This window comes from Acidiluteibacter ferrifornacis (assembly GCF_009909615.1).
In the GTDB taxonomy this organism is placed as follows: domain Bacteria; phylum Bacteroidota; class Bacteroidia; order Flavobacteriales_E; family Vicingaceae; genus Acidiluteibacter; species Acidiluteibacter ferrifornacis.
On the sequence record NZ_WWNE01000012.1, the window covers coordinates 81,768 to 96,853 of the forward strand.

Here is a 15,086-nt window from a genome sequence, read left to right on the forward strand (position 1 = left end):
GATTTAGCCTTGCTTTTGATTTAGATATGTCCTATTTTTAGAAAATGGAAATAAAGCAATGTTTGGAATGTCAAGAAGAGTTTGAAGGTCGAGTAGATAAGAAGTTTTGCTCTGATCAATGTCGAAATACCTATAATAATCGGCAGAATAAAGACGCGAATTCAATTGTACGAAGCACCAATTATATTTTACGAAAGAATAGAAGAGTACTTGCAGAACTGAATCCCAATGGAAAGTCGAAGACAACAGCTGAAAAATTAAAGGCAAAAGGCTTTAACTTTAATTATTTTACGAGTGAGTATGTGACCAAAAATGGTGCTGTTTACAAGTATGTATATGATCAAGGATTTTTATTGTTGGATGATGGAACCTATGCACTGGTAATTAAAAAGGAATATATTGATTAATGAAAAATTTTCAACTTAAATACATAGACTTAAGTCTCTTATTGTTGCGTTTAACTTTTGCTAGTCTGATGTTTCTCAACCATGGTTGGCCGAAAGTATTGGACTTCGAAGAAAAGTTTCATTCTTTTCCCGACCCTATAGGTGTAGGAAGTGAAATAAGTTATGCCTTAACAATTTTTGGGGAGGTGTTTTGCCCAGTTTTAGTTGCAATAGGCCTATTTACACGATATGCTAGCATACCTATCATAATCACAATGGGGGTAGCGATTTTTATAATTCATGGTGCAGACCCTCTTGCTAAAAAAGAGATGGCTCTACTATATCTCGTACCATTTTTAGTTTTACTAATTTCTGGTCCTGGTAAACTGAGCCTCGATTCAAAATTAAAGGTTTAGAATGGATAACCAATAGCAATGTTGAACACAAAATTGTCTTGCCTCCAAGATTTTTCTCCCAATTGAATACTGTCAAATGTCCAGCGGTCACCTTCAGGTAAAGAAGGTTTACGCAGTGGAAATGCCAAATCAAACCTGAGTACAAAGAATGTTGCGTCAATTCTTAAGCCAGCACCAGTACCCACAGCAATTTCATTGATAAATTGATTGGTTTCGAATTTTCCACCTGGCTTGTTAGGGTCTTCTTTCAGTAACCAAACATTTCCCGCATCTACGAATAGTGCACCTTTTAGAAAGCTAATAATATCGTATCTGTATTCTAAATTCCCTTCTAATTTTATGTCACCCGACTGATCTAAAAATAATGAATTTACCTGTTCTTCTTCACTTAAACTATAGGTTCCTGGCCCCAAAGTTCTAGCTTGAAAAGCTCGGATACTATTGGATCCTCCTATGAAAAATTGTTTAATGTATGGCAATGTGGAAGAATTACCTATGGGCACACCAACACCAGCAATTAATCGAGTCACAATTTGATTGTTTTCATCGATGTTAAACAAATACTTAAAGTTGATATCTGTCCGAACATATTGGCTAAAAGTAGCGCCGAATAATTTATAACTGTTTTCATTAGAAGGCGCATCTCCTTTTATTGAGGCGGTGACTAATTGTGCTAAGTTTCCTGATAGATCGAGGTTGCCTTGAAAATAGAAGTTATGCCTTTTTTCTTTTTCTAAGCGACTGTCAAAGGTATAAGAGTAGGTAGATCCAATAATAAATTGCTCTTCGAAGTTTTTGCGAATCAAAGGGTTAGCGTCTAATATTGAATCAAATGCAGTCTTGGTATCCGATAATTTTAAGAAATTGATATTGATTGGGTTGTACTCGTGAGACTTAGTTTCTGTCTCTCTCCATCGATATCCAAATGAAGCACCGAAAGAATTCATTTGATAATATTGGACTCTGTTTAGCAACCGATAATTAAATTTATAACGAGTTTTAGGGGTGTATCTAGTAGAGCTACTTATCATGTTGAAAGGAACTAGAAAACGAGGGATACTCAATTCTAATTCAGCACCTAATTCATAAGAATTTAGTCCTTTTGCATTTTTAGTAATCTGGGTTTCAAATCCTGAATTCAGATTTAGTGTCAATAATTCTGCACCTTTTAATAAATTTCTATTCTTAAAACTGGCCTCAAAGCCTGGTCCAACGAAATTATTGGACTTAGAAGTGGCTGAGACTTCTAATCGTATGGATTTTTTGGGAAGGGGAGTTAAATTGATGTAGGTATTTAATAAATGATAATCGCTGGGATCCTCCTGAAATTTTACATTCACAAATTTAAAAGGACCTAATCCGGTATATTTTCTAATCGTTCTATCGTGCAATTTTCTGGAATATAGGTTACCTTTTTCAAAAGCTGATTCGTCCACTATTATTGTTGGACGAAACGTACTGTCTTTCTCTAAATAATAGGTAGAGTCTATTTGAAGGGTGTCATAATCTTTGAAGTTATCTTCTTTCGTTAAGTCATATTGCGGATTAATATAAACTTGATGGATTTTATATACTTCTAGATTCTTTTTGTCGATATTCTTTTTTAAGGTCAGAAATAAATCTACCTTACCACTTAATGTAGAATCTACCTCCCACAAAAGAAATTCCTCATTGAAATAAAAGAATCCTCTATCCTTTACATAATTGTTCAGTCTAGATCGTTCATTTTTAAGGTTTTCAAGATTGTAGGCGGCACCCACTTTTAGAATGCTTTCTTTTTGAGCATTGTTGATGGTAGCTGAGATTTCATCAACTGGTTTTGGATAGGTAATGGAATTTATTTTGTACTGTTTTCCTGGATCTATGGAATAAGTGACGTTGGCTCTTTTCTTTTTTTCTTTGACGTTTACATTGTATTTTACTTTTGGAAAGAAATATCCATTATTGTAGAGTCGGTTTTCAATTAATGAAACTGTACGCTCTGCATTTAAATCTTTCAAAAGTACTGGAGGTTCTCCAATTTTTGTCCTCAAATTATATCTAATTCCTTTTTTCTTTTTGGGTTCACCCACTACGTTATAGATCCATAACTTGGCTCTAAATAACCCAAAAGCCTTTTTGTTGGGCACAGGTACGATTACCTCCTCAATTTCCCCTTGAATTTCACTGTCCTTGGTATCTACCATTTTTACCGTAGCACCGGTGTATAACTTTTCTCCTTCCTCTAAATATTTGGTGTTGCTGCAGCCAAAAACGCAGATTAATCCAATGAGTAGTACTGAAAATCTATTTTTAGGTGGCCTTTTCATTCTTCAGTTTCATTTATTGGTTCTTCTGGCAATTCAATTTCCTCTTCTTCTTTTAAGTTTTCAGGCTTTCTGAATAGCTGTTTCAACGTTTCATAGTCTCTAGTGTATATCAATGCGACTCCTGTTTCTACTATGTCTCCTTCTATAATTCCCTCAAATCGATTATCTCTATAAAGTTTCGCTTTATACCTGCCGTCTTCAGTAATGGAATATTCTATGGTTACGTCTCCAGCAAAGTCACTAACTGTATTTCTTTTAGCTCGTTCTCCTTCTATATCTACATCACCACCTACTTTCACTGAAATTCTATCGTTCAGAAAAGATTTACTTACAGCGAGATTAACTTCAGTTCGGCCTTCATAACTATTAGATGTTGTAGAGTAGTCTTCGTATGAGTCGACATTTAATTCAAGATTAACACCTTTAACATAACGATCTGACAGTCGATTCAACTGCTGATTCAATACTTTACTAACCGAGTTTCGAGCCAAATTGGATCCATCATTTTGATCATTAAATGAATTAGATGCAATAAATCTTCTCAAAATAATCAAAGCAAAAACTTGCTTATTCAATTCACTTTCTTGTTCATTAAGTTCTTGTAGTTTCGCATAAACTATTCCATTTAGCGCTGCTTTGTCATCATCATCTAGGTCAATTTTAAATGAAATGTCGGGTTTCATCAATTGATTTTTCATGATTAAATATACATCAAACGGCAGTTTTTCTTGATAAGCCAATCGCTCACTTTCGCTCAAAGCAGCACTTTGTTGACTAAGTAAATCGATAGGGGAGGCTTTCACATTGTAGATGGCTGATATGTCCATTTCGGCTTCCAAAGGATCACCTGACCAAGTGATAGAACTTCCAGGTTTAATTTCAAATTTTCGTTTCACCACATCGTATAACGTTAAGTCATAAAAACCACTATTAATGATGTATCTACCTATCAAAGTCACTTTTCCACTTTGATCTATTTGAGCATTGATAACTCCACCTCCCAATAAATTTAGCTTATCTCCGGCAATCGGATCGACCACAATATTGAAATTTGTTTTTTCATCAATTTCTATACGTGCAGTTACATCTAAACCTAAAATATTCGATTGTGCCGTATCTGATGATTTGTCCCTCGCAAATATAGAGTTGGGATCTTCGCTTTTATCTACAAATACCACCACTCCTTCACGGCTTATTTCTGAAGGATCATCATTGGGTAATACAAAGGTAAAATCTGTTCCTTCATTAAGTTTTAGGTCCGCATTGATGATTGGTTTGTCTTGATTTCCTTTTACTTTTATATTGCTGCTAAACAATACTTTCCCATAAAATAAGTCGTTGTCTCCCTCTTTGTTGGTATTCAACGCTTGGAAGTTTTTGCTTTTAATGACTAAATCAAAATTATATTGATCGATAGTGTTAAACACAATGTTTCCATCAATGGAAAATGAGTTGGCAGAGCTGTCTTTTACCGTAAAATGATTAAAGCGAAGGGTGTTTTTGTCGAAGGTGATTTTATCATTACCAATCGTATAATAGCTATTGAGATAGGTGGATCTGAGCTTGGCATTATTCATTTTTATCGATCCTTTGACGATAGGATCTTCAGCGGTGCCTTTTAAGGAAATACTTCCGGATAAATATCCTTCAGAACTTTTTAGCTGATCAAATGAAAATGATTCTAGCGTTTTTAACTGTAGTTTTTTGATGTCTACATTAAAATCAAAAGTGGATAAAGAATCAGTATATTTTCCTTCAAGGTTAACATCGTTATCGTAACCTGTCAGTGCTCCAGTAAAGTCAATAATATTTGAAACATGATTAGCTGAAATACTGAGATTTCCGGCCGGTTGGTTTAGAAAATACAAACTATCCAATTTGAGGTCGGCTTTGAATCTTAAAACATCATTAGTTGTCCAAATAGTTGAACTTCCGTTTAAAATCCCTGTTAGTAATTCGATAGAATCACTCTTCGTGTTTTCTACCAAATTGAGAAAGTTTTCCAATTTAAATCCATTGAAATCAAACTTTAATTCGTTGGTATTTTCTTTAGGATTGCTTATTTGAATGGATTCATTTTTGTGAGTGAGTTTAAAGTTTTTTACTTGTGTATTCTCGCTAAATATAAATTCATTTTTTGCATTAATCTTCCATTTTTGTTGGTCAAGAATTACATTGTCGTTTAAAAACTTCAGGACAACTCCGTCACTGGTTTGATAACTTATAGCTTCAATAAAATAATTGAGAGATTCGTTATCATCCAGTTGCTGAAAAGTGCTTGTTAAAGTATCATTCTCTGCCTGCCCATAAAATGCAATATTTTTCAATAAGTAATCTTGATAGGATACTCGCTGTAAGTTGAGTTCATAATCCAGTTGTCTATTATTGGCGCGCACATTAATACTTAAACTATCTACTTGTACATCGCTATAATTTACATTGGGAACAGATAAATTTACATTGAATAAATCTTGATTAGAGTTAAATTCACCTTTGATATATCCTCCTTCAAAGGTTTGTAATTCAGGGAGTAGTATTTCACTTAATATGGGGTTGTTTCGCAATGTAAGCTCAAAATCAAATTTTTGGTTGTCTCTATTTAAGCTGGAATTAATCGTATCATTATAGTATCCTTGAAAGAACTTTTTCATAGAATTTCCCAATTCTGAAAATGCGATATTCCCTTTGAAACTTCCAGTTAAAAGATCAGAATCGATGGAGATATTCGAGTTGGCAGTATCTTTAAAAGAAACAAATAGTAAGGAGTCTATTCGATAAAACTCTTCATTTTGTTTGATTTGAAATCCTTTGATTTGAAAGTTTCCTACTATATCGTCAATGGTATTTCCGGTTAAGTCTGCAGTGATAGCTGATTGAATTCTATAATCATTGGTAGTCAAGTTTAATCTTTGCATATCTATTCCTTCCAAATCTAACTTAAACTTATATTCTGGAATGGAATCATTCATACTCACTAAGCCATCAAACTTAAAGATTAGATTGGTGTCGTTCATGGATGCGTTTCCCATGAAGGTTTTGTCCATTAGTTTTCCATCGATTACTAAATCGCTGTAGGTATAACGATTATATGTGAATTCGTTGATGTTTGCTCGAACAATGGATTCAATATTTTCGAAATCAACCCCCTGTCCATCTAAGTAGGCTTCTAGGTTAACTGCACCAAAAGCAGTGTCTTGAATTATTTTCCCTAATTCTATTTTGGAGAACTTCAATGCTGCTTTATAGGCTATATTTTCAACACTGTCAGTAGTATTAGTCAAGTTCAGTGCGATACTTCCATTAGTCAGGTCACTTTTAAGTGTTAGAGTCGAGGCTAAATCTTTCTGGTTCCCTTTTATGCTTCCATCTATAGTGATTCGTCTAGGTAAAGTAATCCCCTCAGGGAATAGATTCGTGCCTAGCATTGTTTTTAAATCTTTCTCAGTCGTATGTATAGTATTAATTTTCAAATCGAAGTAGGAGTGTTCAACTTCCAATACCTCTTTTACAATTCCGTTGATAGATATTCTGGTGTCTCTATAACCACTAAAAAATAGTTGGTTAATCTTTAAATTCTGAAGATTGCCATTTAGGTTAGTACTAATGGTAAAAATTTGACCATTGTTTTTTGCTAGGAGTTCGTTTTCTGAAAGTTCAGGGCTAAAGTGAAAAAGGTCATTAATTGCTACTTTCGAGTTGTTTAGTAGAATATCAAAATTTAAGGCATTTAAATCGTCGCCTATCGTTTCTAAACTATTAAAACTTATTGAAGCATAATCCTTGATAATAGTTCCATTGGCGGTTTTAAATAACAAATTCGAAAGGGTAGCTTTTTGAGCTTCTAAAGCAATATCCGTTTGAAGTTGATTGATTCCAAATCCGCTCTTTTCAGTAACCAGAAAGTCGCTGAATGAAGCCGTAATGTCTTTGATTCCATTGTAGTGTAGATTACTTCCTTCCAAACTGCTAATAAGTATTCCTAAATGGCTAAAATCAATCCCTTTTTCTATTGGAGCGATATTATTATCATTGTAGTTGAACTCAAAGTCTTTCCAATTGACCATTCCAACATCCACTAACCAATCTGAACTTGCTGAAATCGCAGAGTCGTTATTAGTTTCTTTTTCAGCAACAGCACTTTGATTAAAGTCTAGTTTTGAATCTACAATTTTGATCGTCTCTAGGTTTATTTTTTGATGTATTAAGTCAAAATCGTTGACTACTATTTCTAGATTGCCTATGCTGGTATTCAGATCAATTCCACCCAGTTGATCTTTAAAAATAACATTACTTTTGTCAATAGAAATGGATTCCGCTCCAAACTGATAAGTTAGTTCAGAAGTATCTTGGGATATATCGGTTGAGTTTCCTTTAAAAAGTTCCACTATTAAATCTAATTGATTGATTTCAATGGACTCAGCTTTAATAATTTCTCGGTTTAAATCGAATTTATCCATGTCAATGGTCAAATCTCCAATTCGGGTATTTACATTTATTCCGTTGTAAGGGTCTTTCATCCTAAATCGGACATTTGACAAGTGTAATTCATCAACACCAAAACCCCAAGAAGAAGAGCTATCAGTTGGAGTCTCTTGAACAGCTGAAGTATCTTCACTAGCAAAGGCATCAATAAAGAACTGAAAGTTGAAATCTCCATTATCGGCATTGGTACTCAAATTAACTGTGGAATTTTTCAACTCTATGGATGAAATGTTGATTTTTTTCCCCATTAATGAAAATAGGTCGATGGATACGTTCAATTCTTGAGCGTAAATAAGGGTATCTTTATTCAAATCTTCTGCATACAATCCCTGCAATTGGATCAAATCAAAGAATCCTAGGTAAATATGTTCTAACGCTATCTTGGTTTGCGTTTTTTCTGCGACAAATGAGATAGTCTTTTGAGTGATAAAGTTTTGTGCTTTTTCTGTTCTAATAGTAATCACTAGAATTCCAAAAATGACAATCAGCCCTAAAAGAATAAAGAGGAGAATACGGGCGATTTTTTTAAGGGTAACCAATGATTTCTGGGTGTTTAATGTATACAATACCATACAAGTTGAGTGCCATTGTAACTACAATTTTACTTCACTTGTGTTCACTTTCACAGCATAAAACCCTGGCTTTACTTCTTGTTGAATGGATGCTGCATATTTAGAGGTAAATACTGCACCAAAATAAAAAATTAAGGAAGAATAAAAAACAAATAACAACAACAAAACAACACTTCCAGATGCACCAAAGATGGAATCTATATTACTATTGATTAAAACTCTACCCAAAATAAACTTTCCTAAGGTAAAGAGGATTGAAGTAAAAAAACCTCCAATTAATGCAGGTTTGATTTTTATACTCGCATTAGGAAGCACTTTAAAAAGTAGACTAAACCAAAGAGAAATAGAAAAAATAGAAAATAAGGCATTGATACTTTTGATTAATAGTATGTTAAAATCGGGATTGTATTGAGCAATAAAACTTCCTAGAAATGTCAAAAACGTATCGGATAATAAAGAAAGTAAGAATATCACACCGGCAACTATTAGAAGAACGAATGAGATTAATCGTTCAAAAATGGCAGTTAAAAACGGTTGGTTTGCTTTGGGTTTAAAACCCCACAACTGATTGATGGAATCTTTGATTAATTTAAATAAGGTCGTGGCAACAAACATTAAAAATAAAAAAACGAGAATAGAGGTGAAGGGAGCATCTGCAATGGATTGAAAGTTTTCAAAAACCACTTTTATTTGACTGGCGGTTTTATCACCAAAGTAACTGGAAAGTTGATGAAACAACTCACCACTGATTAGGTCAGGAGAAGTAACAGAGCCCAAAACCTTACTAATGATAATTAATATTGGAGGAAGCGCAAATAAAGAGAAAAAGGCGGTAGACGATGCTAAAGCAAGAGGGTTATGGTTTTTATATTCCTTTATAGAAACAAGAATGACTTGAAATATAGACATTAACTGGAATTAAATAAAACGCAAATTTAGTGCAAATGGATGAAATGCTAATTAAAAGAGGGATCTTCTGGAAAATTGGCCATCATTGCAAACTGGTCTCCTTTTTCTTTTAATACTGCTGCCCATAAATCGTCAGGATCAGTTTCGCCAAAAAGCAACTCACTAGATGATGGAGAAATCAACCATGACTCTTCTTTAAGCTCGCCTATGATTTGTTCAGGCTCCCAACCTGAGTAGCCTAAAAAGAAACGGATGTCGTTTGGTGTAATCAGTCCCTTTTGTATTAATTCCTTTAAAATGCTAAACTCTCCTGACCAATAGATATCGCCTTGAACAAGTATGCTTTTAGGTATTAAATCTCCTTTTTTATGAATAAAAAACAAACGTTGCGCTTGAACAGGACCTCCTAAAAATACTTCTGCATCAAAGGGAGGAAAGTCTTCTAACACTTCATTTATTTGAAGGCCAACAGTTTTATTGATAACCAAACCTACTGTACCATCACTATTATGCTCACAAATGAACACAATAGACCGCTTAAAATGAGGGTCCTGCATGAATGGTTCCGCAATTAATAGCCGTCCTTTTTCCAAAGGCAACGCATTCAATTTCTTGATACTATAATTTAAAGGATTTAATTCCATTTTCAAGGTTTTCTCAAATGTAATAATTCTGAAAATTATTGCTTTTAATTTTTTCCAGTTTTTATTTCTTCCGACCTTTACAGAGGTGAATAATTGATCATTTCTAAACGATGAAATGATAAAAACAGATGTATATGGCTGATATTAGAAAAAAAGTAGAATCGGTTCGTCGTGATTTCAACTTCGGGACATTAGATTTTTCAGATGTTCCCAATAATCCTGTTGAAATAATGCAAGCATGGATCAAAGATGCATTTGAGAAACAACATAAAGACCCTAACGCTTTTGTACTTTCTACAGTTCAAAATGGGAAACCTGATTCTAGAGTTGTATTGCTACGAGATTTTGATGAAAATGGATTGACTTTTTTTACAAATTATAATTCTAAAAAAGGGAGTGACATTGCACACAGACAGGATGTAGCTGTCAATTTTTATTGGATAGATTTAGATCGTCAAGTGCGCATTTCTGGTAAAGCTGAAAAGGTTTCTCCAAAAGTTAGCGACGATTATTTTAACTCAAGACCGAGAGAAAGCCAAATCGGGGCATGGGCGAGCAATCAAAGTTCTAAGATCGCCTCTAGAGTTACAATAGAAGAAAATGTAGCTCACTTTATAAAAAAATTCGAAGGTCAACCTGTGCCTCGTCCTGATCATTGGGGAGGATATTGTATCATTCCTGAAACTTATGAATTCTGGCAGGGTAGGCCGTCTCGTTTGCACGATCGTTTGCATTTTGAGAAAGTAAATGGAGTTTGGACAGTTGATCGTCTGGCACCTTAATTTTATGAGTGTTTTAGATAGCTACCTTTCCAAACAGCGCGTATATTCTGATTTTATTAGTTCACCGCCGTCGCAGAACCTTCTATTGTCGGTTGTGATTCCTGTGCACAACGAACCAGATATTCTGTCCACATTAAAGGCTTTATCTAATTGTGAAGCAACTAACAATGGGGTGGAAGTAATATTAGTGATAAATGCTTCTGAACAGGCATCAGAAAATGTAAAGCAACAGAATCTACACATAGTCAATATAATTGAAAAATTTGTGGCGAGTTATTCAGGAGAACTTGATTTTCACTATATCTTGAATAATGATTTGCCCCAAAAACATGCAGGTGTGGGTCTAGCTCGAAAGATGGGGATGGATGAAGCCGTTTCTCGCTTTGCTAAAATCAAACAAGATAAGGGTATCATAGTCTGCTTTGATGCAGATTGTACATGCGCTCCCAACTATTTAATTGAAATAGAAAATGCCTTCAAAAAGTACGCTCCAAAAGCAATGAGCATACGATTTGAGCATCCTTTATCTGGAGTGGAATTTGATCAAAGGATTTACGACTATATTACCGATTACGAATTGCATTTAAGAGTGTATAAAAATGCCATTGCTTTCGCTGGATTGCCATACGGGTATCATACTGTAGGTTCTTCAATGGCTGTCAGTGTAATGGATTATTGCAAACAAGGAGGAATGAATAAGCGAAAAGCAGGAGAAGACTTCTACTTTATGCAAAAGTTTATTCAATTGGGACCGATTTATGAATTGAATTCTACGTGTGTATATCCATCACCCCGTGTTTCGGATAGAGTTCCATTTGGCACTGGTAGAGCTATAGGGGAAAGAGTAAACGGATCTGTTGATCATTTGTTGACATACAATATGCAATCCTTTTATGATTTAAAAGAATTGACAAGTATGGTTCCTAAATTTTATGAATCTTTCGATGAAATAGTGCGGCTTCCTGTTGCTATTAAGTGCTTTTTTAAAGAAGAAAATTTAATTTCAAAATTGTTAGAAATCAAAAGAGAGTCAGCAAGTTTAACCACCTTTGTTAAGAGATTTTATGCTTGGTTTGATGCCTTTCAATTATTAAAGTTTGTACATTTCGCTAGGGATGAATTTTATCCAAACCAACCCATCAATTTAGTAGCTCATCAATTGTTGATCGATTTAAAACAGAATAATGTTTCCGTTAATAATACTGATTTGCTGAGAACTTATAGAGTAATAGATTTTAATTAATTCTGTCTTACTTTTCTCAAATGATTCAAACTATTGTAAAATTTACCATCCACAATGTAGCATCCAGCATCCATCATTTTGAATAACTCCTCTTCGCGACTTCCTGCGTATTTTTTGGAGGTTTTATAGCTTTTAATGGCATCGGTTCCAGCATCTAGAGCATTCTCAGCGCTATCTTTTACGGTAAAATCGAGACTACTCGCTTCATCTATATCCAGTCCAATCAATGAAATTTGTTCCTTCTTACAATGAAATAATTTTAAGCTTTTGGGTGTCCTATGCTCCAAATAGGAAACATTTTCTAGGGCCTTCTGAATGACTACATCGCTAAAAAGACCTACGATTTCAAGCGCATTGTCTTTATTTTCTTTGTTGATTCTTACCCATTCATCGTTGTCAATACCATTAGCGATTAAAAACTGAATAAAGTCTTTTTCTAATAGTTTTAATTCATCATCTGTAAGGTATCTGTACTTCATATGGAAGAGAAAGTTAAAAATAATCAGCTAAAAATAAAACTTAATCTAAATTCCCTTCAAAGGATTTTATCTTTTCTTTAAATTCAGGCAAAATTTCAACCGACTTTCCTGTTTTCGCATCAAAACTTACCAATGTTACTATGGAATGAGCAGCAATGACTTCTTTTTCTTCTTTAATGCCACAGATGACACATTCAAAACTAAAACTTTTGGTTCCTAATCTATTGACTCTAGTGTATACTTTTACCATACTGCCAAACTCAATAGGAAATAGGTAGTCTATTTCTACCCTCGCTACCAATACAGTTAACTCACTGATTGACTTGTAAGTGTTCAATACATCATTAGAGTACTTTATTCTAGCTTCTTCTAGATAATTCAAATAGCGAGCATTATTAACATGGTTTAATGCGTCTAAATCCATAAAACGGACAGAGAATGTAGTAGTATGTTTGAAAAGAGAAAGGTCAATTTTACTCATGATTGGAAAGTATTTCTAAGATTTGTGTTGTTTTGTTTGTAATAAAGCTCTCTAATTCAGAGTGTTGTTTTAGAGGTAAGTGCCATGCAAATTTAATAAAGTCAATGTGTTGAATTGTTTTAAGAACGGTTAAATTATGGTAATTCTCTGATTCTATATCGTGATTCCATTCGTCACCATTAAAACTAAAAAATGTATCCTCTAATCCAACTGTAGGGGATAGTGTTTGTATTTTCTCTAAAATACTGGGCAATTCTTTATTTTTCAGATGAAGAAATAGAGTAAACCCTTTTCCCCACCAAAATAGCAACCTGAAAGAAAACACTTTCTCAGTAGTAAAGTATCTAGGAAAATCTAAAATTAAAAAAGGAAGTTGTTGTAAATTTTCTCCCTTGCTAATTTTGGATTGTAATTGCGCCGGCGAATAAGCTATATTAGGGGCAAATTGTTGATAAATAGTAGTTAACTTATCAGCAATTTTAGCAAATTGTTGCGCAATTTTTTCTGTCGCTGTTGCTTTAACTTTAAAAAAAGATTGATTTTGAATAACCTGAAGTTCTTTTTCTGAAAACTGCAATAGAATTGATTTTATGCAAAAGTAGTGAAGATTCAAACAGCGTTCAACTATTTGATTTCTTCATGCATTAAAACAACTTACAATGGACTAAAAAATAATTTCCAACAACGGATAAACCGAGAGAACATGTAAAGAATTTATTCTACTTTTAGTGCATAATTTAATAGTAAAAAAATGCCAAAACTGACTTATAGAATCATTAAAAAAGGGCTTTTCGAAAGTATTGAAAAGTTTGAAGGACGCATCAATGAGTTAGCGGCTGAAGGATGGGTTGCAGTTTCCATCAGCAGTGAGAATAGCAATGCTATTGTCGTTTTGATGAAAAAGGAAATAGGGAACTAAAACAGAAAAGCGCATTTCACAATGCGCTTTTTTTATTCTTGTTTGGGCTTTTTCTTCATAGGGTAGGCAATTTTTTTCTCTCCGTCTGCAGTGGGAGTCGTTTTACCTTTAGGTTTAAAAGTCTTCTTCTTGTTTCTATTGTTTTTCTTCTTATTCTTAGGTTTGGGGTTCTCATTCCCCGTGTCATATTTAGGACCTTCTTTAAATCCTTCAGGTAATTTAATTTTAGGCACTTCAATTCCAATTAATTGCTCAATTTTCTTGAAGTTGTATATGTCTCTACCATTGATGAACGTCCAAGCGGTTCCGGTAGATTGAGCTCTAGCTGTTCTACCAACACGGTGAACATAGTCTTCTGCATCTCCAGGTACATCATAGTTGATCACCAAGTCAATACTATCAATATCTATCCCTCTTGAAATTATATCAGTACCTACCAATATCTTTAATTTCTGATTTTTAAAACGTCTTAAAACCTCTTCTCTTTCTTTTTGATCCAAATCTGATTGTATACCATCAGCATCTAGTCCAAGTTTTCTAAGGTTTCGTTTAATATCATTTACATTCACTTTTCTTGATGTAAAGATGACAATGCTTCTGAGGTCCTTTTTACCTTTAATTAGATTCTCCAACAGACCTATTTTTTGATCGTCATCTACCAAGTAGGCTTCTTGAACAACTCCTTCAGCCATTTTAGAAATAGCGATGCTAATTTCAACAGGATTCACCATGCTTTCTTTGGCAAGACTTCTAATTTTTGGAGGCATTGTTGCAGAAAACATAATGGTTTGCTTCTTCTTTGGAAGGTACTCTATAATTTTCTTAATGTCATCATTAAAGCCCATGTCCATCATTCGATCTGCTTCGTCGAGAATCAAATGTTTCACATTGTCTAATTTGGCATAACCAAGATTGAGGTGAGACAATAGTCGTCCAGGAGTGGCTACTATTATATCCGCTCCACTAGTAAGTGCGGTTTTTTCTTGGTCGAAAACACTTCCAGTACCTCCTCCATAAATCGCAATAGAACTAATTCCACTGAAGTAACTAAATCCCTCCAGTTGTTGGTCAATTTGTTGCGCTAATTCTCGGGTCGGAGCAATAATAATGGTATTAAGATTGCCGCCTTCCCCACTTGCTATTTTGTGGATAATCGGCAATAGAAATGCTGCTGTCTTACCTGTACCTGTCTGGGCACATGCGATGACGTCATTCATTTTTAGTATTTCGGGGATGGCTTTCTCTTGAACAGGTGTAGGGTTTTCAAAACCCATCGCTTCGAGGGCCTCGTTTACAGAAGGATGTAAGCCAAAATCAGTAAAATTCAAAGTGCAAATATTTTTGCCGTGAAATTACGGATAATTCGTTAGATAAGAACAACCTTTTCAATCTATCGAAATTTATAAGCTACTTTAAGTTAATTATGGATTTAATCGGGGTTAGAAAACTTGAAACTTATTCTTC

The 15,086-nt window shown here is 34.3% G+C and carries 13 protein-coding genes; 5 read left to right on the forward strand and 8 right to left on the reverse strand.

All coding sequences use genetic code 11. The features are described from left to right. The first annotated feature begins 44 nt into the window (after window positions 1-44). Together GQN54_RS12520 and GQN54_RS12525 are read left to right on the forward strand one after the other, a co-directional pair. Entirely contained in the window at window positions 45-407 is a 363-nt protein-coding gene (locus GQN54_RS12520; RefSeq protein WP_160633898.1) for a hypothetical protein, read from the forward strand. Then, on the forward strand, window positions 407-802 hold the full coding sequence (locus GQN54_RS12525; RefSeq protein ID WP_160633899.1) for a DoxX family protein: 396 nt from the start codon (window positions 407-409) through the stop codon (window positions 800-802). Before GQN54_RS12520 ends, GQN54_RS12525 begins: the two co-directional genes overlap by 1 nt. On the opposite strand, the gene tamL is transcribed toward GQN54_RS12525, so the two are convergent. From tamL to GQN54_RS12545, 4 genes are read right to left on the reverse strand one after another with little or no spacing between them, the layout of a single operon-like run. After that, entirely contained in the window at window positions 799-3,111 is a 2,313-nt protein-coding gene (gene tamL / locus GQN54_RS12530; RefSeq protein WP_160633900.1) for a translocation and assembly module lipoprotein TamL, read from the reverse strand. The two genes, GQN54_RS12525 and tamL, sit on opposite strands and share 4 nt — an antisense overlap. Continuing rightward, window positions 3,108-8,159, reverse strand: a complete 5,052-nt coding sequence (locus tag GQN54_RS12535; RefSeq protein ID WP_160633901.1) for a translocation/assembly module TamB domain-containing protein — start codon at window positions 8,157-8,159, stop codon at window positions 3,108-3,110. Before GQN54_RS12535 ends, tamL begins: the two co-directional genes overlap by 4 nt. 27 nt (window positions 8,160-8,186) lie before the next feature. Next, the gene (locus GQN54_RS12540) at window positions 8,187-9,074 is read right to left on the reverse strand and encodes a YihY/virulence factor BrkB family protein (protein WP_160633902.1); all 888 of its coding nucleotides are present in this window, start codon (window positions 9,072-9,074) and stop codon (window positions 8,187-8,189) included. A 47-nt stretch (window positions 9,075-9,121) separates the two neighbouring features. Next, complete coding sequence (locus tag GQN54_RS12545; RefSeq protein ID WP_160633903.1) at window positions 9,122-9,718, reverse strand: YqgE/AlgH family protein; 597 nt, start codon at window positions 9,716-9,718, stop codon at window positions 9,122-9,124. 134 nt (window positions 9,719-9,852) lie between these two features. On the opposite strand from GQN54_RS12545, the gene pdxH reads away from it, so the two are divergent. Both pdxH and GQN54_RS12555 read left to right on the forward strand, forming a co-directional pair. Next, a complete protein-coding gene (gene pdxH / locus GQN54_RS12550; RefSeq protein WP_160633904.1) occupies window positions 9,853-10,500 on the forward strand; it encodes a pyridoxamine 5'-phosphate oxidase in 648 nt (215 codons plus the stop codon). A 4-nt stretch (window positions 10,501-10,504) separates the two neighbouring features. Further along, entirely contained in the window at window positions 10,505-11,743 is a 1,239-nt protein-coding gene (locus tag GQN54_RS12555) for a glycosyltransferase (RefSeq protein ID WP_160633905.1), read from the forward strand. Here GQN54_RS12555 and GQN54_RS12560 read toward each other — a convergent pair. From GQN54_RS12560 to GQN54_RS12570, 3 genes are read right to left on the reverse strand one after another with little or no spacing between them, the layout of a single operon-like run. Then, the gene (locus GQN54_RS12560; RefSeq protein ID WP_160633906.1) at window positions 11,740-12,222 is read right to left on the reverse strand and encodes a DUF6495 family protein; all 483 of its coding nucleotides are present in this window, start codon (window positions 12,220-12,222) and stop codon (window positions 11,740-11,742) included. The two genes, GQN54_RS12555 and GQN54_RS12560, sit on opposite strands and share 4 nt — an antisense overlap. A 40-nt stretch (window positions 12,223-12,262) precedes the next feature. After that, window positions 12,263-12,703 (reverse strand): acyl-CoA thioesterase, encoded by a 441-nt coding sequence (locus GQN54_RS12565; protein ID WP_160633907.1) that lies wholly within the window; start codon window positions 12,701-12,703, stop codon window positions 12,263-12,265. Continuing rightward, on the reverse strand, window positions 12,696-13,280 hold the full coding sequence (locus tag GQN54_RS12570; protein ID WP_160633908.1) for a hypothetical protein: 585 nt from the start codon (window positions 13,278-13,280) through the stop codon (window positions 12,696-12,698). Before GQN54_RS12570 ends, GQN54_RS12565 begins: the two co-directional genes overlap by 8 nt. A gap of 174 nt (window positions 13,281-13,454) precedes the next feature. On the opposite strand from GQN54_RS12570, the gene GQN54_RS12575 reads away from it, so the two are divergent. Beyond that, on the forward strand, window positions 13,455-13,622 hold the full coding sequence (locus tag GQN54_RS12575; RefSeq protein ID WP_160633909.1) for a hypothetical protein: 168 nt from the start codon (window positions 13,455-13,457) through the stop codon (window positions 13,620-13,622). Window positions 13,623-13,654: 32 nt separating this feature from the next. Here GQN54_RS12575 and GQN54_RS12580 read toward each other — a convergent pair whose 3' ends face one another. After that, a complete protein-coding gene (locus GQN54_RS12580; protein ID WP_207554899.1) occupies window positions 13,655-14,950 on the reverse strand; it encodes a DEAD/DEAH box helicase in 1,296 nt (431 codons plus the stop codon). Window positions 14,951-15,086 lie beyond the last annotated feature (136 nt).

What these genes read in the sequence shown, in the direction of transcription:
- GQN54_RS12520 (WP_160633898.1), top strand. Translation starts at nt 45, where the DNA reads ATGGAAATAAAGCAATGTTTGGAATGTCAAGAAGAGTTTGAAGGTCGA.
- GQN54_RS12525 (WP_160633899.1), top strand. Translation starts at nt 407, where the DNA reads ATGAAAAATTTTCAACTTAAATACATAGACTTAAGTCTCTTATTGTTG.
- tamL (WP_160633900.1), bottom strand. Translation starts at nt 3,111, where the DNA reads ATGAAAAGGCCACCTAAAAATAGATTTTCAGTACTACTCATTGGATTA.
- GQN54_RS12540 (WP_160633902.1), bottom strand. Translation starts at nt 9,074, where the DNA reads ATGTCTATATTTCAAGTCATTCTTGTTTCTATAAAGGAATATAAAAAC.
- GQN54_RS12545 (WP_160633903.1), bottom strand. Translation starts at nt 9,718, where the DNA reads ATGGAATTAAATCCTTTAAATTATAGTATCAAGAAATTGAATGCGTTG.
- pdxH (WP_160633904.1), top strand. Translation starts at nt 9,853, where the DNA reads ATGGCTGATATTAGAAAAAAAGTAGAATCGGTTCGTCGTGATTTCAAC.
- GQN54_RS12555 (WP_160633905.1), top strand. Translation starts at nt 10,505, where the DNA reads ATGAGTGTTTTAGATAGCTACCTTTCCAAACAGCGCGTATATTCTGAT.
- GQN54_RS12560 (WP_160633906.1), bottom strand. Translation starts at nt 12,222, where the DNA reads ATGAAGTACAGATACCTTACAGATGATGAATTAAAACTATTAGAAAAA.
- GQN54_RS12565 (WP_160633907.1), bottom strand. Translation starts at nt 12,703, where the DNA reads ATGAGTAAAATTGACCTTTCTCTTTTCAAACATACTACTACATTCTCT.
- GQN54_RS12575 (WP_160633909.1), top strand. Translation starts at nt 13,455, where the DNA reads ATGCCAAAACTGACTTATAGAATCATTAAAAAAGGGCTTTTCGAAAGT.